Below are 24489 nucleotides of genomic sequence, written 5' to 3' on the forward strand. Positions count from 1 at the left end.
CATGTTTACGACTCGGACGTGGTTCGGTCTGCCGAAGAGGGCTCGGATTCGGAAGACATATTTGGAGGTGGGACATTGCGTTTTGCGTTCAACGGCGGCAATTTGACGAATCGCTCCATCCGTTCCTGGTTCATGGCCGTGGCTTTGCTCTCTGTAAACCCGGGTTTGCGAGCGCCGACCACGTTGGATGAAAAGGCCGAGAGAAGGCGCGTCGCCTCCTTCGCATGGCAGTAGGGACACTCAGTATCTTCTACTCTGGCATAGACGGACTGAGTGACTTCAAACTGCTTTTCACACTGTCCACAACGGTATTCATAGAGTGGCACAGGATCGCATCCTTTCTCTTGGCTCGCCTGCGTTCTCTTCTGCGGCCGGGTTGTCAGGGACATGGACCCGGACGAAGCATTCGCGGGATCGTGGTGTTACTAACTCAGTCGAGTCCGCTCACGCAAGATCATGATGGCAGTTCGCCGGGGTCGTTACTCCAACCAATGGAGCCGTTCAGATCTTGACAAACAGCCCTTGTGCAAGCGATGCTGATCAGCTTACGATATTCTGCTCATTCTAACAACTTACGCGGCTTAACTGCCAGCTCTAGGAGGAGGGTTTCGATGCCAGTGCTGATTCGACGGTACAAGGGGAACAACGGTGTGATGCAGGAAGAACGAATCGATGAGGATGATCGAATCGAGCGCTATATGCGGCTCTTCGAGAAGGACGATGTCAAAAAGCTACAGACCGGCGTGAAGTGCTTCATCGAGAAGGATGAATGGCAGCTCCTCCCGTGAACCGGTCAAGGACAGGAGTAAGGCGCGATAGTGAACGCTCCTTGCCACTCACCCTTTACCCTCACCGGCTAGCATGATCTACTGGTTGCATATTGCCCGTGCCATCGACCGTGTGACGCTCCATCGAGACCGGTGTTCGGAGGTGCCATCGACCGCCACCTCCAGCGACTTTTGGGAAGGCGGATGGTTTGATTATCCTGATAAGGAACGGGCGACTCGGGCGATGGAACAGGCTGGAGTGAACCGGCAACGGCTGTGTCCACTCTGCAAACCCTAGAACGAAGTGCTGGGTCCTGGGTGCCCAGTGCTGAGTCTGTCAATCTGGGCCTGTCTACTCAGAACTCACGACTCAGGACTCAGCACTTTACGAATTCATGCCGCGACTGGCCCTCCTACTGACCACCCTCATCTGGGGTGCCACCTTTCCTGCCACGAAAGCGGTATTAGAGCAGATCCCCCCGCTCTCGTTCTTGTTACTCCGGTTTTTCATCGGCACCCTGCTCATTCTCTTGTGGTTTGTCGTCGGTCGCCGTCGATTGCATCATGATCGTGCAGTGTTAGAGGCTGCTGCACTCTCGACCATATTTCTGTTTCTTGGATATCTGCTCCAAACCGTTGGGCTCTCGTACACGACTGCGTCCAATTCAGCCTTTCTCACCGCACTCTATGTGGTCTTTGTGCCGTTGATTCTCCTGCGGGTCGACCGGCGTGCGGTCTTGGCAACGGTGGTCGCGGTGGTCGGGTTGTGGCTCCTCGTCAAACCCAACGCCTCCATGAATCGAGGTGATCTCCTGACGCTGGGGTGTGCCGTGGCGTTTGCGGGACATATCATTTGTCTTGAACGATTTACCCGCCAGGTCGACGCCCCGTCGCTCCTTGTGTGGCAGATGGTGGCAATGACGCTCTTGTTTCTCCTTGCCCCGTGGTGGGAAGATGCTCCGGGCAGCGCGTTTTCGCCCACACCCGTTCTGCTGACGGGGCTTGTTGTGACGGGGGTGCTGGCCACGCTCGCATTTGCCGTGCAGATGTGGGCCCAGCAACTGGTTCCGGCCCAACAGGTGGCGCTTCTGTTTGCATCTGAGCCGGCCTATGCAGCCTGGCTTTCATGGTACTTTCTTGGAGAGACGTTGGATGTACAAGGCTGGATCGGCAGCGCGCTGATCTTGTTGGCGGTTATTATCGGAGCGTTCGGCGGCTGATCGTTTCCTAAAGAGCGGGGAGGCATATGGCACAAAAGTTCGGCAATGGACGGTGGGTGCGCGAAGGATTTCTTGATAACCGTGTCGACGGGACGGTCGTTGGACAGGTCGTATTTGCGGTTGTTGGGCCAGTGGATTTCTATTTGCGCGGTAATTTTAAGCCTGATATCGCCGGCGAGGTGATTCGATTCCGAAACAGCCGTTTTGAAGATGATGAGGTGGCGGGGCAAGTCATCGGTGATATGGCCAATCCTCAGATCGGCACCGTGAACCTTATTTCACTCGATCCGCATCCGAACCTGGAACCACATCCGTATGTCGAGTGGTTTACGCTGTACGAAGACCACTATCGGTTTCAACTGGGTGCCGGTGATGCGTGGGTGATGTCCGATGAGGAACGAAAGGAAATCGAGTCGGAGAGCCGTCGGATTCGGGAGACCTTGGCCGATCAGTTTGAGGATCAGCCAAGGTCGAAGACTGAATCTGATTGGGTTTAAGGAGGTGTGAGTTCCAATTGTGGTTGCGGTGCAGGAAGTTCCGCCGATTTGACGGCGGCTTCGATCTTCTTCTTGAGTACGCTGCGGTCTGAATCTTGTCTGGTTTTCCCCTCACGGACATACTCTGGAACGTCACGAATATCCCAGATCAATCCCAGCCACTCAAGTCCCTTCAGGCAGTAATAGGTCATGTCAATTTCCCACCAGTAGAATCCTTGCCTGGTCGAGGCCGGATAATAGTGGTGGTTGTTATGCCACCCTTCGCCCATGGTGATTAAGGCCAGAAAGAAGTTGTTTCGGCTGTCGTCGCCGGTCTCGTACCGCTGTGAACCATAGACATGTGACAACGAATTGATCGTGCAGGTCCCATGAAACAGTGCGACGGTCGAGATGAAATACCCCCAGATCAGCATCTGGATGCCGTTGGTGCCGAGTTCAGGCGCATAGGCCTCCAACAGCTTGCCGAACCCGAACATGCCGACGCCGGTTAAGACTGGCACAAGGACATCATAGCGGTCGAGAAACCGCAGCTCCGGAAACTTGGCGAAATCAGCAATACTCTTCAAGCGCGGCGCATAAAACGTTTGCGACATAATCCAGCCCATGTGGGACCAGAGAAACCCTCCATGCCGAGGAGAGTGCACATCCTCCGGTGTATCGGAGGCAATATGGTGATGGCGATGATGGCCGGCCCACCATAGGGGACCACGTTGCGTGCAGGTGCTGCCTAAGAGGGCAAAGAGAAACTGGACGGTACGAGATGTTTTAAATGTACGATGCGAGAAGTAGCGATGGTACCACCCGGTAATCGCAAACATGCGAATATAATAGAATGCAATGGCGACTGCGACTGCAGTGAAGCTTACTCCGACTAAGATGGCGCAGAAACACATTAAGTGCATGAAAATAAATGGAACGCTACGAATCCAGTCGACCTTCGGCGGTCCGTCTGATTTCGTCAGTTCAAGGCCAGCCCAGGAGTCAAACCAGCGCAGAAAGGAATACCAGATCTGCTGTGCCTTGGTTGGTGGATACGCTTGCACGTCGGACATACAGTTCTCCTCATAGATTCGGGGGATTCGGCAAAGCCACTGTGGTGGGAGACAGGGAGCCGTGGTCCCAATTAAGCGAATTGAGCGTCCCGGTTAGGTTGGTCCTTTATTATACAGAGAATCTAAGGAAAGTAAAACCTGATTTTTTCCTAGGCCGCGCAGGTTATCGTGTTCCTCACGAGCGTTGGCTGGCTGTCCCAGTGGCAGAAGTTGCCGAAAGCAGGAGCGGCGAGGCTTCTATGGCTGTTTGACAGGACTCCTCCTGCGTCACTAAAATGCCGCCACCATGAATGATCGATTTCTAAAAGCATGTCGTCGAGAGCCAGTTGATTGTACCCCTGTGTGGTTTATGCGTCAGGCCGGACGATATATGTCCGAGTATCGGACCCTGCGCGCGAAACATTCGATCTTGGAGATGTGTAAGACGCCTGAATTGGCGGCTCAAGTCACACTTCAGCCCATTGATCGATTCCCTCTGGATGCGGCCATTATCTTTGCTGATATCTTGCTGCCGTTGGAGCCGATGGGCCTCAACCTTGAGTTCGCGGCAGGCGAGGGCCCGGTGATCCATAATCCGGTACGCGATCGGGCGGCGGTGGATCAACTGAAAGTCATCGATGGCGACGAGCTGAACTATGTGGCGGAGGCCATCAGGCAAACACGGCGTGCCCTGGACGGGCGGGTGCCGCTCATTGGATTTGCCGGCGCGCCGTTCACGTTGGCGAGTTATGCCATCGAAGGTAGCGGCTCGCGTAATTATCTGAATACCAAACAGATGATGTATAGCGATCCCACGGCCTGGCATCGGCTCATGGACAAGTTCGCACGTGTGCTGACGGGGTATCTTCGTCGACAGATCAAGGCGGGGGCGCAGGCCATTCAGCTGTTCGACAGTTGGGTCGGGTGCCTGTCTGCCGGCGACTATGTCGAATATGTGATGCCGCATGTCCAACGGATCTTCGAGGGACTTAAGCATGAAGGGGTGCCGATGATTCATTTCGGCACCGGGACGACCGCGATCCTATGTCAGATGCGTGAGGCGGGCGGGGACGTGATCGGGGTCGACTGGCGTGTTCATCTGGATGAAGCCTGGACCATGATTGGGCATGATCGTGCCGTACAAGGCAATCTTGATCCGCTTGCTCTCTTTGCGCCACTCCACGAAATTGAACGTCGCGTCGACGACATCTTGCGACGTGCGGGTGGACGTCTTGGTCATATCTTCAATCTTGGTCACGGTATTCTGCCGACGACACCGGTTGATCACGTGGCTGCAACGATCGATATGGTCCACAAGCTCAGCCAACGATAGAATGAAGAGCATATGGCAAATGGCTGGCGGTAGGAGCGACATCCGGTCCGTGGCGCTCGTTGTTTCACTATCTACTAGAAGCCATCAGCTATTGGCGCTGATCAATGTCTGAATCACGACGACATACGGCTGTGCTTCTGATGGCGATGGGCGGGCCCGATTGTCTGGAAAATGTCGAGCCCTTTTTGCTCGATGTGCGAGGAGGGCGACCGACTCCTCCCGAACTGGTCGAAGAAATTCGCGAACGGTACCGTGCCACCGGTGGAAAGTCGCCGGCTGTCGGGATCACGCAAGAGGTTGCAAAAAAACTGGAACGGCAACTGAATGAGTGTGGTGACGGTCGATACCGAGTGTACGTTGGGTTGCGGCATTGGCATCCCTTTATTAAAGAGACCTATGCTGAGCTGCTAAAAGATTTACCGGAACAGGTCATCGGAGTCTGTATGGCCCCGCAACAATCCTCTCTGAGTACCGGAGCCTATCGAAAGAAAGTGGAGGAGGCTCGTACCGGGTTAGAGGACCACACACCCGTGACCTACGTCGGGAGTTGGAACCGGCATCCTCGGCTGATCACTGCGATTGTGGAGAATATTCGGCTTGGGCTTCAGACATTTCCTGCCGATGTGCGTGCAACGGTGCCGGTGTTGTTCACCGCGCATAGTTTGCCTGAACGAATTGTGGCGATGAAGGATCCCTATCCGGATGAGGTGAAGGGAACGGTCGAGGCGGTCACCAACGCCTTAGGTAACCAACGGACGTATTTCGCCTATCAAAGTCAGGGACGCTCCAATGAGCCATGGCTTGGGCCGACGGTCGAAGCCATGTTGGAGGTCATCCAGCAGGCCGGGCATCGCCACGTGTTGGTGGCGCCCATCGGTTTTATCTGTGACCACGTGGAAACGCTGTTTGACATCGACATTGAGCTCAAGCAATTGGCTGTGAGCAAGGGGCTGCAGCTGGAGCGCATGCCGATGTTGAACGATTCTGCCGCGATACTTGAGACGTTACGAGACGTCTTGGCTGCACACGAATCCACTCCCTGTCTTCCGTCGTGACTCGATCGCGTACAGTCGTTATTGTCGGTGGTGGGATATCCGGTCTCGCGACCGCATTTGCGTTGCAAGAACAAGCTGCCCAAGCAGGCCTTCCTCTCCGCTGCACCATTCTTGAGTCCGACCCATCCTGGGGAGGGAAAATCGTCACGCATCGGATCGGTGACATCGTGACTGAAGCCGGACCGGATTCGTTTCTTTCTCAAAAACAGGCCGGTCTCGATCTTTGCATGAAACTGGGGCTTGCCGACCAGCTGATCAATACCAACGAAACAGGAAAGAAGGCCTGTGTTCTCCACCGCGGACAGCTGCAGGATTTACCCGAGGGACTCCTCTCGTTTGTTCCGAAGCAATTGGGGTCGTTCCTCCATAGCGGATTACTCAGCTGGTCGGGGCTGGCGAGGATGGGTCTTGAATTCGCAGTTCCTCCCGGTTCTCCAAGAGATGATGAGTCCTTGGCTGCGTTCCTCCGTCGTCGATTTGGAGTTCAGGCGTATGAGCGGGTGTTAGAGCCGTTGATGGCGGGGATTTATGCGGGTGATGCCGAGCAGATGAGTCTACGGGCGACGTTTCCACGGTTTTTTGAGCTCGAGCAGCGGCATGGCAGCATTATTCGCGGCATGATGGCGGCCAAGAAATCAGCCTCATCCAGTGCGTCTTCCCAACCACGACGGACGATGTTTGTCAGCCTCAAGAATGGTCTCAGTGAGCTGGTGAGTGCGCTCACAACGCGGTTAATGCAACAGGGCGTGGAGCTCCGTGCAGGAGTTCGAGTCGACGCGCTCAGAGTGAGGTCGCACGAACCGGGTCGCTGGATGTATGACCTCATTCTGCAGGATGGCTCCGCACTTTCCGCCGAAAGTGTGGTCTTAGCCACACCGGCCTATGTTTCTGCGGACCTGTTGCGTCCGTTGACGCCCATAGCCGGTGGACTGCTGGATCTTATTCCCTATGCTTCGACCGCCACCATTGCGATGGCATTCCCACGAACTCTTACGAGTGCCATTGACGGGTTTGGGTTTATCATTCCGAGACGGGAGCAGCGACATTTGATTGCTGCAACTTGGACGTCGCTCAAGTGGCCTCATCGCGCTCCCTCTGATCAGTTACTCGTACGCTGCTATGTGGGTGGTGTCGGGCGAGAAGACATTCTTCAACTAGAGGACCAGGCACTGGTTGCAACCGTCAGGGAAGAGCTGGTGAATATATGTGGCATCAAAGCTGAACCAGTTTATACCGAAGTGAATCGGTGGTGGAAGGCTATGCCGCAATACACAATCGGCCATTTGGATCGGTTGGTACAATTGGATGCGGCACTCAGCCGCTATCCAGGACTGGTTCTGACCGGGGCTGCCTATCGAGGAGTCGGTATTCCGGACTGCATTCGTGATGGAGCCGTCGCGGCGGAGCAGGTGGTGCGGGATCTCTTGGGGAAAATCCATCCTGGCCGTGAATAGTAAAAGTCCTGTTGGGGCAAACGCCCTACCGCAAGGGGATAGGATGAGGAACCGTGCTTGAGTGAAATGGATAAACTGTCGCCGCGCTAGGGGAGGATGATGGCTTGTTCGGGATAGCCGAGTGTTTTGAGCGTGGCTTCCAAGGAATCAACCATTGGTGGGGGACCGCAGAGGAACACGCAGGCGTCAGGGTCTGGTGAGGGGAGGTATTGGTGCAAAAGGTCCGGTGTGATTCGGCCAGTGTTGCCGGTCCATCCCGCAGGCGGCTGTTCGAGCAGATAGTGGCAGTGGAAGTTCGGATAGTCCAGGACGTATCGGTCCCACTCCTGCCGGAAAATAATGTCTTGCTCGGTTTTATTGGCAAAGATCAAAGATAGCTCGGCATCAATTTTCTTGGTCAGAATCCAACGAATGATGGAGACCATCGGGGTGATGCCGGTGCCTCCAGCCACGAACCCCACTCGTTTGGCCATGCCGTCGACCCAATGCCCACCGGTATTCGGTCCACTCATCAGCACCGTGTCGCCGATCTTCTGATCGTGTAAGTACTTTGAAATGGAACCAGTTTCATATCGTTTGACCGTCAGGTCGAACGATCCCGTTGTGCCGGGCAGCGAGGAGGGTGTGTAGGCCCGCTTGATAAGCTTGTCGTTGATCGTCGCATGGACGTAGAGAAAGTCACCGGGCAGCATGTCGAGCGTGGTATCGGCAGGTAGCTGAAACCGGAAGGTCTTTGTGTCGTGGGTGTCTGTTTCGATATGGATGAGTTGATACGGAGCGGGCGTCTTGCTTTTGATGCGGATGGTGCTATCCGTAGTCACGGCGGTATTGTAAGAGATCCTCTTGGTTGGTGCAACGTCAGGGTGGAGCGCACCTGACTGGCATCAGTTCTGTTGCTTGCGGGGTTTTGCCGATTCAGCGGCGTGAATCTGTAGATTCGGAGTTTGCCGAGCTGGTAATGGAAGGCTCGTGAGGACTGGTTGAGCTGCTGTTACCTTCTGATCAACGGCTCGGGTCAGCCAGCGCCTTGCTTGGCTGATATCTCGTTCGACCCCGCGTCCATAGGCGTACATCACGCCAAGGACATACATGGCTTGGCCATTTCCGGCCTCCGCGAGACGATGTAATCCGACAAACGCTTTCTTATACCAACTGACGGATTCTGGTGCCTGTCGGCCCTCCTGCTGCGCAACGCGGCGTCCAAGGCGATATTGCGCAAAGGGGTCGCCTTGTTCGGCAAGGTGTATATCACTCTCCTGAGTCACGATCGGCTTTTCCTGCAGCCGAGCGACTGCTGGTTTCTCGTGGTCTGAGTTTCTGACCTGTGGCTCTGTGCGAAGTTCGGTCGGTGCAGTATGTGCCGGTGTCGGGTGCTCCACCATGGGCGGAGTCTGAGGCTGTTCCCGATCTGGCTGCGCGATGGTTGGTAGCGGTGACGCTTCAACCGGGGTTGCAACCGATGAAGACTGTGTCAGGCTACGGTCGCTTGGACGCGCTTCGGCGTCTGGGATTGATGCCGCTGTACCACATTCGTCCGTGGAACTTCCCGTGGCTGATTGATCGGCTTCGGATTGGCAGGGCGTGTCGTTGTCGGAGGCCGGGGGCTGGGTTGTAAAGGTCCAGACGATCCAGGTAACGGCGACAAGAACGAGTGCGCCCCGCACAATCCGACGTCGTAAAATCGTTCGATCACTGGGAGGGACCAAGACCAGCCCGGGGTAGGCTTTACTGACTACGCTCGGATTTGATGGAGGTTGTTTTCCACCGTCGTCTTGCTGATCAGAAACCTGAAACATGCCTTCGATCTCCATGCCTCTGCTGGTTGTGGCAAGCACCCACTTTGGGAGTGTGTACCCAAGCAGCAGTGTCCCAGAGAGGGAGATTGAATTACTTCTATAAAATAATAAAATAGCCTCTTGTCCAGGCGAAGTGCAAGCTCTTATAGTAGTCTCTCTGCCTTTTCAGGCCCTTCTTATCCCAGGAGTGCTGTGCCGATGCCGTCCAGTGAAAGTAACCTCACTATCATCAGTGTGAGCGGCCCGTTTCGTGAGCCGAGAGAGCAGGTGTTTTCGTACGATTACGCTGTTCAACGATCGACCTGGCCGACGCCGCATGGCGTGCGGGTGAAGATTTCTCTGCCGCATGAACTGGAGGTGTTCAGGGGCCGTCTTCTGGGGGAGGTGGCCGGTTCACCCGGCCAGCAATTGATGATCAGTAATCTCCTGGCGAAGAACCTTGCCGACTGGAAGATCCAAATTGCTGAAATAGAAGGGTTTTTTCTTGAACGGCGCGATGTGATGCTGGCCCCGTTTGTGGGGCCGTTGGCCCACCTGTTTCCGAAGCTTGAGGGGAGGTTTCAGGCCGAACAGGCAGTCATCCGAGAGGACGTGAAGCAACGCGTCGGCCTGTAATCTGTCTTGATACCTGGGCGTTTCCGTCCCCCCTCCCTCAAAAAATTCTGCGGTATTGCTTAGAGTGCACGCCGGATTCATCTGCGAATCCCAGCGAGCCGTTGTCGGGGTTGCTGGTATCGTTCAGGTCGATTCGGTAGTGGCCGCGGACTTGTTCCATGGCCACTTCGAAGGGAACGGCATTCGGGTAGAACGTACCAGGTGCATGCGCACCTCGTGTGAGTGTGCGGATGGTCTCTGCCTCGGCAAATTGCTTCTCCGAAAAGATTAAGATGTCGGCAATGGCATGGTCACCCAGCTTGTGGCCTGGTGTCGTGGCTGGGAGCTGTGTGCCGAGAGAACCCTCGAGACGTGCTTCCTTCAAGCGTTTCAGAAGTGCGACGATCTGGCTATCCGTGGCTTGTTGGGGCACGACCAAACTGATCGTGTTCATATCGACGATGGTTGCTTGGACTTTGAACATGACGGGGGCGGCTTCAGGATCTTCGATGGCCGAGACATTAGGGCCTTCGGTTCCCGCTGCCTGTTTGTTTTTCGAGCTGGGGACGATCAGGGCAACGAACAACCAGAGGCCGATCAAGATCCCAAACACCACGAGAAGCGGGTGGGCTCCGGCACGTTTACCTTCCTGATATGGTCCCTGATTGTCGCTCATGAATGGATGTCCTTCTTCGGGGTAGCCGTTTCAGGTTGCAGGCGCTGTTTCGCTTTTTCCCAGAGGAGATCCATTTCAGCCAATGTCATGTTCGGTAAGGACCTGCCTTGCTCGGCTGCCTGTGCTTCCACGAGATGAAACCGATCGGTAAATCGATTGATCGTTCCGCGAAGTGCTTCCTCCGGGTTCACGTTGAGAAAGCGTGCCAGATTGACGAGGGAGAATAAAACGTCTCCCAATTCGGCTTCAACCTGTTTGTATCTGCTGGATTCAGTGGCTGAAGAATCTGATGAGGCTTGGTGCTGAGTTTGTGCGTCATGCAGTTCCGCCATTTCTTCAGTGATTTTCGAAAAGACCTGTTCGAGTCCTGCGGCATTGTGCGGCCAATCAAAGCCGACCCGAGCTGCTCGTGCTTGAACTTGATAGGCGCGCAGTAACGCGGGCAAGGTCTTGGGGACTCCCTCAAGCGCCGATTGGGTTTTGCCGTCGGCCGTGCGTTCTGTGCGCTTAATGTCTTCCCATTGAGTCAAGACCTGTTCGCTGCTTGATACCCGTTCCTGCTCGCTGTGTGGCGTGAAGACATGTGGATGTCGACGAATCAGCTTTGTGGCGAGTGTTTCCAGCACATCTTCGATGGAGAATGTGTGAGACTCAGTTGCAATCTGGCTGTGAAAGAGAACCTGGAGGAGGACGTCTCCGAGTTCTTCCTGAAGTTTCCGTGGGTCTCGTTGATCAATGGTCTCCAGGACTTCGTAGGTTTCTTCAAGGAGGTAGGGTTTCAGGGACTCATGGGTCTGTTTGCGGTCCCACGGGCATCCCTGTTCCGCGCGTAGAGTTGCCATCACCTCGACCACTTTATCAAAACGTGTTGACATCTCCTGTCACGATGCTCCTCTGGCCTGCTCCGGATTGTCGCCACTCTATACCGAGGGAGACCGTTTCTTCAATCTCGTTCATGGCTTGCGACCAACCAGTTCCTATGGTAGGGTACCGACGCATTCTTTGCGTTGAGTGGGAGTAGGACTATAATGGCGGAAGAGCAGGGGTTTGTCATTCGGGATCGGAGAGCCAGTGGAGGAACTGAAGCCCCTCCAGTGACGCCTTCGACCGCTCATACTTCGACATCAGTGGGAACGCCTCAGCCGGAATCCTCTCAATCGGTCCCTGCCCCTCCGGTGACCTTTTCGTCCTTCGTCATCTCCCTCGGTTCCTCGTCGCTCATGCTCATGGGCGAGCAGCTCGATCCTCAACAACCCTCAATGCCCGTGAACTTGCCGCAAGCGAAAGAAATCATCGATCTCTTGTCCGTCCTGGAAGACAAGACCAAAGGCAATCTGACCTCTGACGAACAGACGGTTCTGCGCGACATGCTCTATGCCCTTCGTATGAAGTATGTCACGCTTGCTTCGCCGAAGTAGTCTCCCATCTTTACGGTTTGCTGTCTTGCTCGGTTTCCGGGCACTGCTGTTTGTGCGGTAGGCTTTGAGACTGCCCGGTATGTCGGCTATAGTGATACCCAAGCTTGTTGCCCTGTCGTGAGGGTGCCCAGAGGACACGTGCATGCCTGAGCCGAACCATCCGAGCGGGACATTCAGACGAGCGTCCGGAGATATCGACGAAGTTCAACCCATCGTATTTAGTCGGAGCATACATCGGTCCTTGCCCGACCACTCACGGAAATTCGACCAAAAACCACCCCACCTCCGTCCGGTCTGGATCGTTCTCATTCTGCTGATCCCCTGTGTCGCTCTGACCTTCTATTACTCACAGGTGGTTGCCCCGGGTAGTGAGGAAACCGGTTCATTCCTCCCCACAACCAGCTACGCACTGGTGCTGCTCCTGCTGAATTTGGACTTGATCGGGCTGGTGGTACTGGTTCTCCTCCTCTCAAGAAATTTGATCAAAGCCTACTTTGAACGCCGACATCGGCTTGTCGGGTCAGGATTTCGAACGAAATTGATCGCGGCGTTTATCGGGTTTTCCCTGATTCCGACCTTGCTGCTGGCGTTAGTGGCGAGCGGATTGGTCAACAAAGCCGTCGATGTCTGGTTCAGTGAACATATCGAAAAGGTCATGAAAGATTCCTATGAAGTCGCTCGGATGCAGCATGCGGGGCATGTGGCGCTGGCCGTGAACAGTGCCAGGGCGATTTCCCAAGAATTGTTTCGAGAAGATTTATTGATTCCGGTCCAGCGGGATCTCTTGATCGCTGCCATGGCGAGAAAACGCATGGAATACGGGGTGGCAGGGATCGAGGTCTTCTCGAACAAAATGGAGACCCTGACCAAAGCGTTGGATGTCGAGCTTCCACCCGGAGTGTTGGATTTACCGATTAGTCAATTGGTCTTGCAAGTGATTAACGGCAAGCAAGAGTTTACCTCGGTCCAGGAGGCGCAAACCGGGAGGTTGGTTCGCGCGGCCATTCCAGTGGCGTCCGCGAGCCGACGCGGGGAGATCGAAGGGGTCGTAGTGGTTGAAACGTATGTTCCAGAGTCGCTCCTGACCAAGATGGAGGGAATCGGTCGACAATACACGGAATATAAACAGATCAAAGCGATGAAGAATCCGATCAAAGCCGGGGCCTACCTGTTTGTGGCAGTGGTGACGGTCTTGATTCTCTTCAGCGCCACATGGTTCGGGTTTTATGTGGCCCGTGGCATCACTGTTCCGATCCAGCGCTTGGCGGAGGCCACTGAGGCAGTGGCTCATGGGGATCTCAGCGTTCAGATTGATGCGAAGGCCACCGATGAAATCGGGACATTAATCGCGTCGTTCAATCGCATGACACAGGATCTCCAGGGGAGTAAGTCCAAATTGGAGGAGACCAACCTGACGCTGCGCAATACCAACGTTGAGCTGGATCGCCGCCGTGCCTACATTGAAACCGTGGTCGATACGATCGCCGCCGGCCTTTTGTCGATCGATCGTAATGGGATCATTACCACGTTCAATCCCTCGGCTGAGCGCATCCTGGGACTCGCTGGGGATCAGTTGAGAGGGCGACCGGCCAACGAGGTCTTCAAGGAGTTCGCCCTGGACTTGTTTCAGACGGCCTATGACCGTATGTTGAGCGATGAGCGCGATGACTTTGATTTGGAGGGTCAACTGGATATCCAGGGTAAGTTGCTCACGATCGGTTTAAAAGGTTCTCGCATGCGGGATGAGGCCAGCAAAGACCTGGGATTTGTGTTGGTTTTCGAAGATCTGACGGAGTTGATCAAGGCGCAGAAAGTTGCTGCCTGGCAGGAGGTGGCCAAGCGAGTCGCGCATGAAATCAAGAATCCGCTCACGCCGATTCAATTGTCTGCCCAGCGGTTGCGCAAGAAGTTCTTCGAGAAATCTCCTGATCTCGACCGAGTCTTTGATGATGCCACGAATGTCATCATCAACGAAGTCGGCAGTCTCAAGCAGATGTTGGACGAGTTTTCGAAATTCGCCCGTCTCCCCGCGCCACAAATGACTCGGCAATCGTTGCACGACGTGCTTCGCGATGTCGTGACGTTGTATCGTGAGGCACAGAAAGACATCGAGTTCGTCATCGAGTTAGATGACGCATTGCCGCCTATCAACTTTGATCGTGAACAGTTGCGGCGGGTGTTCGTGAATCTGTTTGACAATGCCGTTCAAGCCATGAACCAGCGAGGCAGACTGTGGGTCGGCACACGATACGACACCAAGCGCAGACGTGCGGTGGTTGCTGTTGCGGACGAAGGCCCGGGTATTGCGCCCGAGGATCATGACAAGCTGTTTGTGCCATATTTTACTCGCAAGAAAACGGGAACTGGATTGGGATTGGCGATTGTTCGTCGAATCATCACCGATCATGAGGGGCAGATCCAGGTCGGTAACAATCAGCCAAGAGGCGCTGTGTTTAAGTTTGATCTTCCGGTGTAGCAAGATGCGTGATGGGTCATACGACAGCCGACAGCTGAAATAGGGAATGGTTGCCGGCCGATTGTCGATGTTTCTTGGAGGAGGTAGATGTCAGCATCGATTCTGATCGTAGATGATGAGGAGGCTATTCGAACGTCTCTGAGAAGTATTCTGGAGGACGAAGGCTATGAGGTTGCTGTCGCAGGCACTGGACTTGAGGCGCTGAAAATCTATGGCACGGATCCCCCGGACCTCATGATTTTGGATATTTGGATGCCTGAGATGGATGGTCTGGAAACCTTGCGCCGAGTGAAGGAATTTGTTCCGACCACTCAGGTGATGATGATTTCAGGCCATGGTTCCATCGAGACGGCGGTGAAGGCGATTAAGCTGGGAGCGTATGATTATATCGAAAAGCCGCTGTCACTCGAAAATGTGACGTTTCGTGTGAAACAGGCGTTGGAGCAATATCGATTGGCTCAGGAGAACCGGGCGTTACGGAGTAAGGTCGAGCGGAAATTTGAGCTGGTCGGACAGTCTCCGGTGATGCAACGGCTACGAGAACTCATTGAAACGGCTGGCCCGACGAACAGTCGAGTCTTGATCGGGGGAGAGAATGGAACAGGAAAGGAGCTCGTCGCCAGAGCGATTCATCTCCATAGCACGAGATCGGAGCATCCGTTTGTGGCGGTGAATTGCGCTGCCATTCCTGAGACCTTGATCGAGAGTGAGTTGTTCGGCCATGAGAAAGGTTCCTTCACAGGTGCCATCTCCATGAAACGAGGACAGTTCGAACAGGCCAACGGCGGGACTCTGTTTCTCGATGAGATCGGGGACATGAGTCTCAGTACGCAGGCCAAAGTGTTACGAGCCTTGCAGGAGCAACAGTTTACGCGTGTCGGTGGAACGAAATTGATGAAGGTGGACGTGCGAGTATTGGCGGCTTCTAATAAGGACTTAGAGAAGGAAATTGGTAAGGGGCAATTTCGAGAAGATTTATACTACCGCCTCAATGTGGTCCCAATCGTGGTCCCACCATTGCGAGAGCGGCGGGAAGATATTCCGGCGCTCGTCCAACATTTCATGAAGCTGCATGCTGAAGAGCAAGGTCTGCGGATGAAGGATGTCTCTCTGGAGGCGATGGGCGTGTTTCAGCAATACGATTGGCCAGGGAATATCCGGGAACTTCGGAATTTGATCGAGCGGCTTATGATCATGGTGCCGGGCTTTACGATTGAAGCCGCACAGGCCACGCTCTCATTACAGGGGCGGACGACGGGCGCTGTTTCAGCAAGTCCCTCTGCTGCACCGCTGCTTCTGAACAAATCTTATGACTCGCTTCGCGATGCCCGGAACGCTTTTGAAAAGGATTACATCAGCCGAAAGTTGCGAGAACACCATTGGAATATTTCACGGACGGCGGACGATCTCAAGATCGAACGAAGTCATCTTCACCGAAAGATTAAGCTGTTGGATGTGGAAATGCGGCCCGAAGGGTAGGGAAGTTCATGACCCATCTGTTAGAGAATCCTGTAATCGACATGTGAGTGTACTCACAGACGAACCGCGGAAGTTCACGTCGTTCCCATGCGTTGACCTCTCCGATACCCTCCGATAAGATGCGGCTCTTAGTCGCTGCTGTAAATTACCGTAAACGATGTGACGGCCTAATTATGACAACCTATCGCGATGCTGGTGTGGATATTGATGCAGGTGATGAATTCGTGGATCGGATCAAGCCGCTCGTTCGATCAACGTTCCGTCCTGAGGTCCTCACCGATTTAGGAGGATTCGGTGGCCTCTTCGGCCTGCAAGCGGGTCAATACAAGGAGCCGGTCCTGGTCTCCGGAACGGATGGAGTTGGGACCAAACTAAAGATCGCCTTTATGATGGACAAGCACGACACCGTCGGCATCGATTTGGTCGCTATGTGTGCGAATGATATTGCGGTGAGCGGAGCAGAACCGCTGTTTTTTTTGGACTATTTTGCGACCGGGAAGTTATCCGTCTCGAAGGCTCAAGAGGTGGTCGCCGGTATCGCCGACGGTTGCCGCCAAGCTGGTTGTGCATTGATCGGCGGTGAAACCGCCGAAATGCCGTCCTTTTATCCTGATGGGGAATATGACTTGGCCGGATTTGCGGTGGGCGTCGTTGAAAAGTCAAAAATCGTCGATGGCAAAACGATCAGGCCTGGCGATGCCATTATCGGACTGGCGTCCACCGGGCTGCACAGTAATGGGTACTCATTGGCGCGCCGAGTCTTGTTCGATCAAGCGAAATTGTCGCCAGCCGATCGAGTGCCTGAACTTGATCGCCCACTGGGTGAGGTCCTGCTTGCGCCGACTAGAATCTATGCGAAGCAGATTCAGTCTCTTATCCAGGATTTCCCAATCAAAGGGATCGCACACGTTACCGGAGGAGGGATTACTGAAAATTTGCCACGTGTATTTCCACAGGGTGTGCGGGCGAGGATTACGCGTACGGCTTGGTCGGTTCCATCGATTTTCGGTGTGATGAGCCGATTGGGACGGATCGACCGTGAAGAGATGTACCGGGTGTTCAATATGGGCGTCGGGCTGATTCTTGTCGTTCCACCTGAATCAGTGTCCGGTGTACTGGCGCGTGCGGCGGTACTGGGAGATCGAGGCTGGCAGATCGGCGAAATCCTGTCTTCTACCGGGGAGGAACCGGAGGTCGAGTATGTCGATTAGCCGAACGACCCCATTGCGTGTGGCGGTTCTGGCATCTGGTCGAGGTTCTAATCTGCAAGCGTTGATCGATGCAATCGAAGCGGGGCAGGTACAGGCTCGGATCGTAGCCGTCATCAGCAATAAGAAAGAGGCAGTTGCACTGGAGCGGGCTCGGAAACACGGAATCAAAGACCTCTTTGTCGATCCCAAACCCTTTGCCGGACGTCCCGATAGTCGTGAGGCATACGACCGATCGTTATTGGAGGTGCTTCAACAGCACGAAACTGAACTGGTCTTGCTCGCGGGCTACATGAAAATCGTCACGACGGTATTGGTCAATGCCTATGCGAATCGGATGATGAATATTCATCCCTCTTTGTTGCCGGCCTTCCCGGGATTGGAGGTGCAGAAGAAAGCCATCGATTGGGGTTGCAAGTTGGCGGGCTGTACGGTGCATTTCGTCACGGAAGGGGTAGATGAAGGGCCGATCATCATTCAAGCAGCCGTGCCGATTCTTGACGCTGATACTCCAGAAGCCCTCGCCGCCAGAATCCTTGTGCAGGAACACAAGATCTATCCACGCGCCGTGCAACTCTTCGCGGAGGGTCGGTTAGGAGTGGATGGGCGACGAGTGTTCATCGACAGTGCCAAGCCAGACGGCGAGGTGATTGTCAGCGCAGTATGATTGGGCGAAATCAGTACCGTTCGTGAATTGTCAGACGGGAGCACTGTCTGTATCAAGGGAGGCGCTCTCGTTCCCATCGATTTCTCTCCAATCGACATGCCCACTGATTATCAGAGACGGCCTGTGTGCTGAGCAGTGCAGCCTTTCCCTGCATCTGAAGCAAGACTCCCACACTTGTGTTGTAGCGTACCGCTCGTTTTACCGCGACTTCCTGATTCATGTTGAGCATCATGGGCGCACGGACCACTGCGAATGGAGGAGTTAGTAGTTAGGATACCAAAAATATAGAGGTTCATGTCTTGAATCGCAGTCTCAATGCCTTGCACCTTGAATAGCTCCCCTCCTACAATATCTTTTATTCCGATTGCTGGGTTTTTACGCTATGCCCTTTGCTCTCCGTTATCACTACCGCTTTCCGGTTTTCAGCCTCGTGAAGTATGAACGAGGGAATGGGATCGGCTATGGGTCCGTCACGAATCTGTCTTCCCTTGGATGGCGCATATCAGGGTCTTTACCATTAGAACAGGGGGAGGTGTGCGCTCTCAGGGTCCGACTTCCGACCAAACAATGGGTGTCGGTGGCAGAGGGGAAGGTTCGTTGGGTCCATGGCGGAGAATGCGGCGTCGAAACGGTGGTGATCGATAAGACATCTCAAGCAAGACTCAACGACTACATCCAAGCCCGCCTCAAAGCTTTATAAGCGGTTAGCCTCCTAAGCCGGGCATGAAGACACCACGCTTTTCAGGACTGAGGGAGATTTAGTCTGTCGGGAAACTATTTGAGCGGGAATGACTGGGGTTGACCAGTTTAGCTGCGGTTAACAGCACTGCAAATATTTTTGGTGGAGGCACTGGCTGAGTATGCGAGAGAAGGAATCTCTGTCAGCTTTGCAGCTCCATCACGGGCAGTTTCCTGCTCGTCGGTAGCCTGCGGCTTCTGCCTCAATTGTATTAGCAAATTCCACGCGGTTCTTTGGGGCTTTTGCCCATAACCTCGACAATCAGACCGGTGGTAACGGTGGCTACTTTGATTGTCGATCACTCCAATATTGATAGGGTCCTGTGGGTTGGTTAAGTCAGGGCCGGATGGGCGAGGGTTCTTTTGGGCTTAGCTGCAGCCTTCCGTGAATCCCAGGGCGGGACCGGCTTATCCTCAAGCACAATTCCCGCCCTACGATACCCTGCCGCTTGCATTTCTGTGGTGTCAGCTAACCCTTCTGCTTCTGCTCATGCTCCTTATGCTCCTTCTCATGCTCATGTTTACACGCCACTGTTTGGATGGATCTGCCCCTTGATTAGAATGAGGGCATGCGGTCCAAACAACTGGGGCCCCCTCAGTACAAACCTGTAGACGTGATAGTTACCTCTAGGCGTGTACTATCGCAGCTAAATTCCCCTCTTGGGTCTACGATAAAGTATAAGACCTCACCTTTATGAACATGAATATGTTTCAGAGAGAAATTCTGCGTGGTGCCGTTCTCAACAACTAAAGTTAGTAGCGTAGCAGACCCTTTATCGATAGTTGCAGTAACACCGTTGCCGCAATTAGCGTCTATGTCAGCAAATAAGCCATGGATCTTGACATTGCCAGTTATTGGACTTTTCCAGGCCACAATCGAGAATCTATCCTCGCCAGGGTGCATATAAACAGACCCTGGCGGGACATTAAAGTTTTCTAGGGTTACTGGAGTGCTATTGAAATTAACACACACATCTGGGAGTATGCTTGGTGAGTGCCAACAGGAAAACCCTGCTGGCGTAAAACCGCCACCCAAGAAAATCGCCGGGGCATCATATTCAGGAATGAATCTATACGTGCTCGGGTTGTGTGCAATGGTATGACTCTCCATAAAATACCAAACGTCATCGGCCCCCTGCTTGAATGAAATTTGATTTAAAGTACCCAGTACGTCTCCCGGTAGTTCCCACTTTGCATTACCCTCATCCCTATGTGCGTAGGTAGCTGGCGCTATAAAGAGAGCGCCTAATAAGATTGACAGTGCAAGTGTTTTCATTGTTGTGTCTCCTTTCTCCCCTTTGAAAATGGTGGCTTCAAGTTCTACGTACAACTGGTGGATAATGGCATAGTTGAAAACAAGGAGGGCCCTTCCTCTTCCCTGACATCAGCCTGTTGATAGCAAACGGCCTTCGGTTCTCAAATTGCAAACGCTCATTGCCTACACACCTTTACGCCAGAGCTACAACACGGCATTGCGTCGTTCTTCACATCCCATGCGTTAAAGAGCAGGGATCGTGCCCGCTGGGATGATCGACGCTCAGTGGGGTGAGACACTCCTCTATCAACGAGATATGCAGGAATATTTATGATGTCTGCAGAGCGTGCAAGGCTGGTGGGGTATGAATGGTCATTTCGCTAGGGAGATTCTGTAGACAAATGCGACAGTCAAAAGGTCGTAGTTTGCGTCGCTTGCCGATGATGCCAGTAGAGAAACGGCCCTGTGAGTTGGTTAAGTCAGGGCCGGATGGGCGAGAGGTCTTTTGGGCTTAGCTGCAGCCTTCCGATACTCCCATGGGGGGGACTGGCCTAGGATCAATCCATAAGCCTATCTTGGCTTGTATTCCAAACTATTCTGCTCCCCTTGAAATTGAGACCACCGTCAAGACATGGTCCTGATGTGGACCAAGGAGGTGGTGATGGCAGCGGAATCAGCGGAACCGATTGAGCGATGGACGGCCAAACGACGTGTGACGCTGGTCGTGAGTCTTCTGAAGGGGGAGACTTCGGTGGCGGAGGCGGCCCGGCTGCATGGGCTGACGGTGGCTGAGAATGCACTGCGTACACGGCAGAAGGACGAAGATGCGGTCAAGGACGAGCAGATCAAGAAATTGAAACAAAAGATCGGGGATCGGGTCCTGGACAACGATATTTTACGAGAGGCGTTGAAGCCCTACCATTTGGACCGGAAGACATCCGACGCGTGAGAGCCCCGCTGTCGGGTGTCTCGGAACGGCGGAGTTGCCGCGTATTGGCCGTCGGACGGGCCCGGCTGCATCGCGCCCCAGTACGTCGTCGACGTCCTGTGGCCGTGGACCCACCGTGGGCCGAGCCACTCAGGCAATTGATTCAGCAACATTCCACGTTCGGCTATCGGCAGCTGTGGGCCGTGCTGCGTGGCCAGACGCTCCATCGCGTAAACAAGAAAGCCGTGTATCGAGTACTCCGGCAGAAGAAGTGGTTGGTGCATCAGCGGTCGTGTACCCCGCGGCCGCGTGCACAGGGCTGGATTAGCCAAGCCAGCCGCAGTAATGAACGGTGGGCGATGGACGTGACGCATATTCCATGTGGGCAAGACGGCTGGGGCCATCTCGTCGCCGTGATTGATTGCCATGATCGGGAAATCGTGGGTTACGAGTTCGCGTTACGGAGTCGGGCGAAGGAAGCCGAGCGCGCCGTCGAAGCGGCTTGTCTCCAACACTTCTGGACGCTCCGACCTGCGAACGCGCTAGTCTTACGCAGTGATAACGGGCTGATTTTCCAGAGTCGCCGGTTTCGTCAGGCCTGTCGAGACGATCGGCTCCAGCAGGAGTTCATCACGCCCTATACGCTTGAGCAGAATGGGATGATTGAGCGGTTCTTTCGAAGTTTGAAAGACGAGTGTGTCTGGCAGCACACGTTCCAGACGTTTGAGGAGGCGCGGCGGATCATTCGGGACTGGGTTCACTGGTACAACGAGGAACGGCCTCATAGCGCCCTTGGGTATTGGAGTCCGGTCCAATATCGCGCGCAACAATCAACCCAGGTGGCTTGATTTTAGGGGAGCACTACACTGGCTACTGTGACCCAGCGCAACGTTGATAAGGTGCGGAGTGACCTGCGGATTTTGATGGGTGAGCAGATCTATCTGCACCCGACGGCTGATGGACAAGAACGGTTTCTGACGGCTGAAGTTTCCGGTGATTATGAGGGACTGTACCGGCCTTGCTACTGGTAAAAATAAATTTGGTGGAGGGCAGGGGAGTTGAACCCCCGACCCCTACGTTGCGAACGTAGTGCTCTCCCAACTGAGCTAGCCCCCCACGCTTGGGATGTTGGGATGGCGCGACTCGTGAATCCCGCAGGGTTTGCCGCACATAATCGTACAGGCTTGTTGCCGCGGTCGAAGAACGGGGAGGAAGAGTGAATCGCGCTTCCCGTGATCGGCATTATACACAACCTGTGGTCGAGACTCTACCAGTACCTTTCTCAGTCATCTGAGGTATGCCTCGTTCGGAGCTGGTATCTTTCCGACACGCGTGTAATCCACAAAATGGACAGGCCTGACCGTAAACCCTTCTCCGATCTCAGGTGTTGCTGGAATGAAGGACTGCAGAGAATGGATAGGATGCTCAACGATAGAGCACGGTAACTCGATTGAGAAAGTCTTCCAGCTCAACGATACAGAGTTCGATGGTGGGCAGATCGTGCTGTTTTGCCGCATGCTCTAGCCTCGCACCGATTTCTGAAATGTGATCAAATCCATATCCTCCGCCATCACCTTTCATGCGGTGGCCCAGTGTCTGAAGTGTTGCGAAGTCTTGAGCACCCACTGCGATACGAAGGGTCTGCAAATCCTTCCTCTTATTTCCCAGGAAGATCGGCGCAATATCTTCAAGATCACGACTGATTTCTACAGGTATCGGTGTGCGAGGGGCAGATGATTGAGGAGGTATCATGAAGTGGCGTGCTCCTTATAGGCATGAAGGATTTCGAGCAGCGTCGATTTCTTCACGGGTTTGGTAACATGCGTGTTGCACCCAGCCTCAAGAATCCGAGTCCCTTCTTCCCGTAGAGCCAATGCCGTCAGGGCAATAATCGGTGTTGCGGGGAGGTCGTGATCTCGTTCCCATGCTCGGATCGCCATGGTCGCCGTATAGCCATCCATCACGGGCATCTGGATGTCCATCAAGATCAGATCGTAATGGGTGGTCTTGACTTTCTCGACGGCAATCCCGCCATGGTCTGCGACGTCAAGGAGATAGTCGGTCTTCTTCAAGTAGGATCGAATCAAGAGTTGATTGTCAGGTGAATCCTCGACGAGAAGGACTTGAAAGGGCCTGTCTGAACCACTCAACGATATTTTCATGGTCTCAGTGGGCGTCGCCGGCAGGGGGATTCCCTTTCTCCGGCTCAGAGCGATTCGGATTGATTGGAGTAGATCTGTGCGGCGAATCGGTTTGATGAGATAGCCGCCGAGGCCAAGGTCATAGGTGCGGGCGATATCGTCAGCCCAGTGGTTTGAGGTCATCATGACCATGGTGAGGTCTTTTCTGCCTGGCGACTGGTTGAGCTGTTCGACGACCTGAAACCCGTTCATCTCGGGCATGCGGCAATCAAGCAGCATGATGTCATAGTTCTGTCGATACTCTTGTCCACTGAGGAGTAGGTCTAAGGCAGCCTTCCCGTCCGGTGCATCCGTCACCCGAGCGCCCCATGTCTGTAATGTTTCACGAAGGATCAGGCGATTAGTCGGATGGTCATCCACGACCAAGACATTCACTCCGGTAAGATCGATTGGTGGAGAGGATTTCTGCATGAGGGCGTCTGTCTGCACCTGAAGGCCGAGGGAGCAGTGAAATGTACTCCCTTCGCCAAGGGTACTCTCCGCCCAGATCCGACCCTGCATCTGTTCCACAAGCCGTTTGGTAATTGCGAGGCCAAGTCCAGTCCCTCCATACTGCCTGGTTGTTGACGCATGGGCCTGGGTGAAACTTTCAAAAATGGCTGTGAGTTTATCGGTCGGGATTCCAATTCCCGTGTCACTGACTGAAATTCGAATCGCACCGGCGGTATTCCGGTCTGGGTCGTTGATGATGCGAATCTCAACGTTTCCCGTCTCGGTAAATTTAATGGCATTGCCGATAAGGTTGATGACGATTTGGGTCAGACGTGTTGGGTCGCCGATCAAGTCGCACGGGACCTGTCGGTCGATATGAGACGTTAACTCCAGTCCCTTTTCGTTGGCTCGCAGGGCTAATATGTCGATGGCTTTGTCAAGGACTTCATTGAGGTCAAATTCAATGGTCTCCAATTCAAGATGCCCGGCCTCAACTTTCGAGAGATCGAGGATATCGTTGATCAGGTTGAGGAGTGTCCCCCCCGCGCGTCTAAAAATGCGCAGGTACTTTCGTTGATCAGGGGTCAGTGGCGTCTCCCAGAGGAGGTCGGCCATGCCGATGATCGCATTCATCGGAGTTCGAATTTCATGACTCATACTGGCGAGAAATTCGCTCTTGGCGCGATTGGCTACCTCGGCGACTTCTTTGGCGACTCGAAGCACCTGTTCCGCGTGATGTCGTTCGGTTGCTTCAAGTGCGAGTGTCGCCAGAGTCGCGAGCATGCAGCAGAGGTACACGTCTTGTTGACTCCACCGTCGAGGTTTTTCGACAGATTCAGCGCAGAGTATCCCGACAAGCTCCCCTTTCCGCCTGATTGGCGCACTCAGTGTGGATTGAATCTTAAATCGAGCGAAGTAGATCTGTGCCAGGTCGCGGGTTCGGGGATCCTGGGAAGCCTGCTCTATCGCGACGGCGCGACGTTCACGGCGTAGTGAGTGAAGATACGCAGGACAGTCGTTGTATTTGAAGATGAGTCCTGGATTGGGGTGCCCTTGCCTGGGTTCAGTCAGGTCAAGGAATATGAGTTCATGCTGGTCTTCAGACAACAGCCATATACTCGCGCGGTTGACTCGAAGGAGTTTGGCGCAGGTGTGAGAAATCGCCCGGAACGCTTGGACCATGTCACCACTGCTTAGGGCCTCGCTTTGCGCTAGTTGCTGGAGCACATCCTGGTACTGCTTCAGAACGGCAGTTGAGTTGCGT

General features: G+C 54.2%; 27 protein-coding genes and 1 tRNA gene. 17 read left to right on the forward strand and 11 right to left on the reverse strand.

The annotated features are described in order from the left end of the window. Positions 1-5: 5 nt before the first annotated feature. Positions 6-326 carry an FmdB family zinc ribbon protein gene (locus tag ACMTNU_RS07085; RefSeq protein WP_413934533.1) on the reverse strand — a complete coding sequence of 107 codons (321 nt, stop codon included), beginning with the start codon at positions 324-326 and terminating at the stop codon, positions 6-8. A 285-nt stretch (positions 327-611) separates the two neighbouring features. On the opposite strand from ACMTNU_RS07085, the gene ACMTNU_RS07090 reads away from it, so the two are divergent. From ACMTNU_RS07090 to ACMTNU_RS07105, 4 genes are all read left to right on the forward strand, one after another. Then, positions 612-788: a hypothetical protein gene (locus tag ACMTNU_RS07090; RefSeq protein WP_176698094.1), complete on the forward strand. Its 177-nt coding sequence runs from the start codon at positions 612-614 to the stop codon at positions 786-788. A 73-nt stretch (positions 789-861) separates the two neighbouring features. Further along, positions 862-1065: a hypothetical protein gene (locus ACMTNU_RS07095; RefSeq protein ID WP_086424655.1), complete on the forward strand. Its 204-nt coding sequence runs from the start codon at positions 862-864 to the stop codon at positions 1063-1065. A 97-nt stretch (positions 1066-1162) separates the two neighbouring features. Next, entirely contained in the window at positions 1163-1987 is an 825-nt protein-coding gene (locus ACMTNU_RS07100) for a DMT family transporter (RefSeq protein ID WP_413934534.1), read from the forward strand. Positions 1988-2013: 26 nt separating this feature from the next. Further along, the gene (locus ACMTNU_RS07105; RefSeq protein WP_413934535.1) at positions 2014-2484 is read left to right on the forward strand and encodes a hypothetical protein; all 471 of its coding nucleotides are present in this window, start codon (positions 2014-2016) and stop codon (positions 2482-2484) included. Here ACMTNU_RS07105 and ACMTNU_RS07110 read toward each other — a convergent pair. Then, the gene (locus tag ACMTNU_RS07110) at positions 2481-3536 is read right to left on the reverse strand and encodes an acyl-CoA desaturase (RefSeq protein ID WP_413934536.1); all 1056 of its coding nucleotides are present in this window, start codon (positions 3534-3536) and stop codon (positions 2481-2483) included. The genes ACMTNU_RS07105 and ACMTNU_RS07110 overlap by 4 nt on opposite strands. A gap of 286 nt (positions 3537-3822) precedes the next feature. On the opposite strand from ACMTNU_RS07110, the gene hemE reads away from it, so the two are divergent. The 3 genes from hemE to hemG all read left to right on the forward strand — a co-directional run bounded on the left by hemE (position 3823) and on the right by hemG (position 7357). Continuing rightward, positions 3823-4848: a uroporphyrinogen decarboxylase gene (hemE, locus tag ACMTNU_RS07115; protein WP_413934537.1), complete on the forward strand. Its 1026-nt coding sequence runs from the start codon at positions 3823-3825 to the stop codon at positions 4846-4848. Between the two features lie 104 nt (positions 4849-4952). Then, positions 4953-5903 (forward strand): ferrochelatase, encoded by a 951-nt coding sequence (gene hemH, locus ACMTNU_RS07120; protein WP_413934538.1) that lies wholly within the window; start codon positions 4953-4955, stop codon positions 5901-5903. Continuing rightward, a complete protein-coding gene (hemG, locus tag ACMTNU_RS07125) occupies positions 5900-7357 on the forward strand; it encodes a protoporphyrinogen oxidase (RefSeq protein WP_413934539.1) in 1458 nt (485 codons plus the stop codon). The genes hemH and hemG overlap by 4 nt, the downstream gene beginning before the upstream one ends. A gap of 86 nt (positions 7358-7443) precedes the next feature. On the opposite strand, the gene ACMTNU_RS07130 is transcribed toward hemG, so the two are convergent. Continuing rightward, a complete protein-coding gene (locus ACMTNU_RS07130) occupies positions 7444-8178 on the reverse strand; it encodes a cytochrome b5 reductase family protein (RefSeq protein ID WP_413934540.1) in 735 nt (244 codons plus the stop codon). Between the two features lie 63 nt (positions 8179-8241). Beyond that, entirely contained in the window at positions 8242-9153 is a 912-nt protein-coding gene (locus tag ACMTNU_RS07135; protein ID WP_413934541.1) for a hypothetical protein, read from the reverse strand. A 198-nt stretch (positions 9154-9351) separates the two neighbouring features. Between ACMTNU_RS07135 and ACMTNU_RS07140 the strand changes: the two genes are divergently transcribed. Beyond that, entirely contained in the window at positions 9352-9768 is a 417-nt protein-coding gene (locus tag ACMTNU_RS07140; protein WP_413934542.1) for a hypothetical protein, read from the forward strand. A gap of 37 nt (positions 9769-9805) precedes the next feature. Here the strand turns inward: ACMTNU_RS07140 and ACMTNU_RS07145 are convergent, their stop codons facing one another. Both ACMTNU_RS07145 and mazG read right to left on the reverse strand, forming a co-directional pair. Further along, a complete protein-coding gene (locus tag ACMTNU_RS07145) occupies positions 9806-10423 on the reverse strand; it encodes a hypothetical protein (protein ID WP_413934543.1) in 618 nt (205 codons plus the stop codon). Next, positions 10420-11298, reverse strand: coding sequence for a nucleoside triphosphate pyrophosphohydrolase (gene mazG, locus ACMTNU_RS07150; RefSeq protein ID WP_413934544.1), 879 nt, complete (start codon positions 11296-11298; stop codon positions 10420-10422). The genes ACMTNU_RS07145 and mazG overlap by 4 nt, the downstream gene beginning before the upstream one ends. Before the next feature lie 153 nt (positions 11299-11451). Here mazG and ACMTNU_RS07155 point away from each other — a divergent pair, with 153 nt between their 5' ends. The 5 genes from ACMTNU_RS07155 to purN all read left to right on the forward strand — a co-directional run bounded on the left by ACMTNU_RS07155 (position 11452) and on the right by purN (position 17671). Further along, positions 11452-11841 (forward strand): DUF1844 domain-containing protein, encoded by a 390-nt coding sequence (locus ACMTNU_RS07155; RefSeq protein WP_413934545.1) that lies wholly within the window; start codon positions 11452-11454, stop codon positions 11839-11841. A 142-nt stretch (positions 11842-11983) separates the two neighbouring features. Continuing rightward, on the forward strand, positions 11984-14317 hold the full coding sequence (locus ACMTNU_RS07160; protein WP_413934546.1) for an ATP-binding protein: 2334 nt from the start codon (positions 11984-11986) through the stop codon (positions 14315-14317). Positions 14318-14404: 87 nt separating this feature from the next. Continuing rightward, positions 14405-15796: a sigma-54-dependent transcriptional regulator gene (locus ACMTNU_RS07165; protein ID WP_413934547.1), complete on the forward strand. Its 1392-nt coding sequence runs from the start codon at positions 14405-14407 to the stop codon at positions 15794-15796. 173 nt (positions 15797-15969) lie between these two features. Beyond that, positions 15970-17007, forward strand: a complete 1038-nt coding sequence (gene purM / locus ACMTNU_RS07170) for a phosphoribosylformylglycinamidine cyclo-ligase (RefSeq protein ID WP_413934548.1) — start codon at positions 15970-15972, stop codon at positions 17005-17007. Next, positions 16997-17671 (forward strand): phosphoribosylglycinamide formyltransferase, encoded by a 675-nt coding sequence (gene purN, locus ACMTNU_RS07175; protein WP_413934549.1) that lies wholly within the window; start codon positions 16997-16999, stop codon positions 17669-17671. Before purM ends, purN begins: the two co-directional genes overlap by 11 nt. A 52-nt stretch (positions 17672-17723) precedes the next feature. On the opposite strand, the gene ACMTNU_RS07180 is transcribed toward purN, so the two are convergent. Continuing rightward, positions 17724-17891, reverse strand: a complete 168-nt coding sequence (locus ACMTNU_RS07180; RefSeq protein ID WP_413934550.1) for a hypothetical protein — start codon at positions 17889-17891, stop codon at positions 17724-17726. A 162-nt stretch (positions 17892-18053) separates the two neighbouring features. Here ACMTNU_RS07180 and ACMTNU_RS07185 point away from each other — a divergent pair, with 162 nt between their 5' ends. After that, positions 18054-18371 (forward strand): PilZ domain-containing protein, encoded by a 318-nt coding sequence (locus ACMTNU_RS07185; RefSeq protein ID WP_413934551.1) that lies wholly within the window; start codon positions 18054-18056, stop codon positions 18369-18371. Positions 18372-19004: 633 nt separating this feature from the next. Here the strand turns inward: ACMTNU_RS07185 and ACMTNU_RS07190 are convergent. After that, entirely contained in the window at positions 19005-19685 is a 681-nt protein-coding gene (locus ACMTNU_RS07190; protein ID WP_413934552.1) for a hypothetical protein, read from the reverse strand. A gap of 640 nt (positions 19686-20325) precedes the next feature. On the opposite strand from ACMTNU_RS07190, the gene ACMTNU_RS07195 reads away from it, so the two are divergent. The 3 genes from ACMTNU_RS07195 to ACMTNU_RS07205 are packed head-to-tail and all read left to right on the forward strand — an operon-like array spanning position 20326 to position 21623. Beyond that, entirely contained in the window at positions 20326-20613 is a 288-nt protein-coding gene (locus ACMTNU_RS07195; protein ID WP_413934553.1) for a hypothetical protein, read from the forward strand. Continuing rightward, positions 20610-21440, forward strand: coding sequence for an IS3 family transposase (locus ACMTNU_RS07200; protein ID WP_413934554.1), 831 nt, complete (start codon positions 20610-20612; stop codon positions 21438-21440). Before ACMTNU_RS07195 ends, ACMTNU_RS07200 begins: the two co-directional genes overlap by 4 nt. Positions 21441-21491: 51 nt before the next feature. After that, the gene (locus tag ACMTNU_RS07205) at positions 21492-21623 is read left to right on the forward strand and encodes a hypothetical protein (protein ID WP_413934555.1); all 132 of its coding nucleotides are present in this window, start codon (positions 21492-21494) and stop codon (positions 21621-21623) included. Positions 21624-21632: 9 nt separating this feature from the next. Here ACMTNU_RS07205 and ACMTNU_RS07210 read toward each other — a convergent pair. The 3 genes from ACMTNU_RS07210 to ACMTNU_RS07220 all read right to left on the reverse strand — a co-directional run bounded on the left by ACMTNU_RS07210 (position 21633) and on the right by ACMTNU_RS07220 (position 24407). Beyond that, positions 21633-21708, reverse strand: a tRNA-Ala gene (locus ACMTNU_RS07210). A 309-nt stretch (positions 21709-22017) separates the two neighbouring features. Then, positions 22018-22344: an Hpt domain-containing protein gene (locus ACMTNU_RS07215; RefSeq protein WP_413934556.1), complete on the reverse strand. Its 327-nt coding sequence runs from the start codon at positions 22342-22344 to the stop codon at positions 22018-22020. Next, positions 22341-24407 (reverse strand): response regulator, encoded by a 2067-nt coding sequence (locus tag ACMTNU_RS07220; protein WP_413934557.1) that lies wholly within the window; start codon positions 24405-24407, stop codon positions 22341-22343. Before ACMTNU_RS07220 ends, ACMTNU_RS07215 begins: the two co-directional genes overlap by 4 nt. Positions 24408-24489: the final 82 nt, after the last annotated feature.

Origin of the sequence: Nitrospira sp. BLG_1, from assembly GCF_047338595.1 — a bacterium.
Lineage (GTDB): Bacteria > Nitrospirota > Nitrospiria > Nitrospirales > Nitrospiraceae > Nitrospira_D.

What these genes read in the sequence shown, in the direction of transcription:
- ACMTNU_RS07165 (WP_413934547.1), top strand. Translation starts at nt 14,405, where the DNA reads ATGTCAGCATCGATTCTGATCGTAGATGATGAGGAGGCTATTCGAACG.
- ACMTNU_RS07140 (WP_413934542.1), top strand. Translation starts at nt 9,352, where the DNA reads ATGCCGTCCAGTGAAAGTAACCTCACTATCATCAGTGTGAGCGGCCCG.
- mazG (WP_413934544.1), bottom strand. Translation starts at nt 11,298, where the DNA reads ATGTCAACACGTTTTGATAAAGTGGTCGAGGTGATGGCAACTCTACGC.
- purM (WP_413934548.1), top strand. Translation starts at nt 15,970, where the DNA reads ATGACAACCTATCGCGATGCTGGTGTGGATATTGATGCAGGTGATGAA.
- ACMTNU_RS07195 (WP_413934553.1), top strand. Translation starts at nt 20,326, where the DNA reads ATGGCAGCGGAATCAGCGGAACCGATTGAGCGATGGACGGCCAAACGA.
- ACMTNU_RS07100 (WP_413934534.1), top strand. Translation starts at nt 1,163, where the DNA reads ATGCCGCGACTGGCCCTCCTACTGACCACCCTCATCTGGGGTGCCACC.
- ACMTNU_RS07190 (WP_413934552.1), bottom strand. Translation starts at nt 19,685, where the DNA reads ATGAAAACACTTGCACTGTCAATCTTATTAGGCGCTCTCTTTATAGCG.
- hemE (WP_413934537.1), top strand. Translation starts at nt 3,823, where the DNA reads ATGAATGATCGATTTCTAAAAGCATGTCGTCGAGAGCCAGTTGATTGT.
- hemH (WP_413934538.1), top strand. Translation starts at nt 4,953, where the DNA reads ATGTCTGAATCACGACGACATACGGCTGTGCTTCTGATGGCGATGGGC.
- ACMTNU_RS07095 (WP_086424655.1), top strand. Translation starts at nt 862, where the DNA reads ATGATCTACTGGTTGCATATTGCCCGTGCCATCGACCGTGTGACGCTC.
- ACMTNU_RS07160 (WP_413934546.1), top strand. Translation starts at nt 11,984, where the DNA reads ATGCCTGAGCCGAACCATCCGAGCGGGACATTCAGACGAGCGTCCGGA.
- ACMTNU_RS07185 (WP_413934551.1), top strand. Translation starts at nt 18,054, where the DNA reads ATGCCCTTTGCTCTCCGTTATCACTACCGCTTTCCGGTTTTCAGCCTC.
- ACMTNU_RS07220 (WP_413934557.1), bottom strand. Translation starts at nt 24,407, where the DNA reads ATGGTCCAAGCGTTCCGGGCGATTTCTCACACCTGCGCCAAACTCCTT.
- purN (WP_413934549.1), top strand. Translation starts at nt 16,997, where the DNA reads ATGTCGATTAGCCGAACGACCCCATTGCGTGTGGCGGTTCTGGCATCT.
- ACMTNU_RS07105 (WP_413934535.1), top strand. Translation starts at nt 2,014, where the DNA reads ATGGCACAAAAGTTCGGCAATGGACGGTGGGTGCGCGAAGGATTTCTT.
- ACMTNU_RS07180 (WP_413934550.1), bottom strand. Translation starts at nt 17,891, where the DNA reads ATGAATCAGGAAGTCGCGGTAAAACGAGCGGTACGCTACAACACAAGT.
- ACMTNU_RS07135 (WP_413934541.1), bottom strand. Translation starts at nt 9,153, where the DNA reads ATGTTTCAGGTTTCTGATCAGCAAGACGACGGTGGAAAACAACCTCCA.
- ACMTNU_RS07090 (WP_176698094.1), top strand. Translation starts at nt 612, where the DNA reads ATGCCAGTGCTGATTCGACGGTACAAGGGGAACAACGGTGTGATGCAG.
- ACMTNU_RS07155 (WP_413934545.1), top strand. Translation starts at nt 11,452, where the DNA reads ATGGCGGAAGAGCAGGGGTTTGTCATTCGGGATCGGAGAGCCAGTGGA.
- ACMTNU_RS07215 (WP_413934556.1), bottom strand. Translation starts at nt 22,344, where the DNA reads ATGATACCTCCTCAATCATCTGCCCCTCGCACACCGATACCTGTAGAA.
- ACMTNU_RS07110 (WP_413934536.1), bottom strand. Translation starts at nt 3,536, where the DNA reads ATGTCCGACGTGCAAGCGTATCCACCAACCAAGGCACAGCAGATCTGG.
- ACMTNU_RS07145 (WP_413934543.1), bottom strand. Translation starts at nt 10,423, where the DNA reads ATGAGCGACAATCAGGGACCATATCAGGAAGGTAAACGTGCCGGAGCC.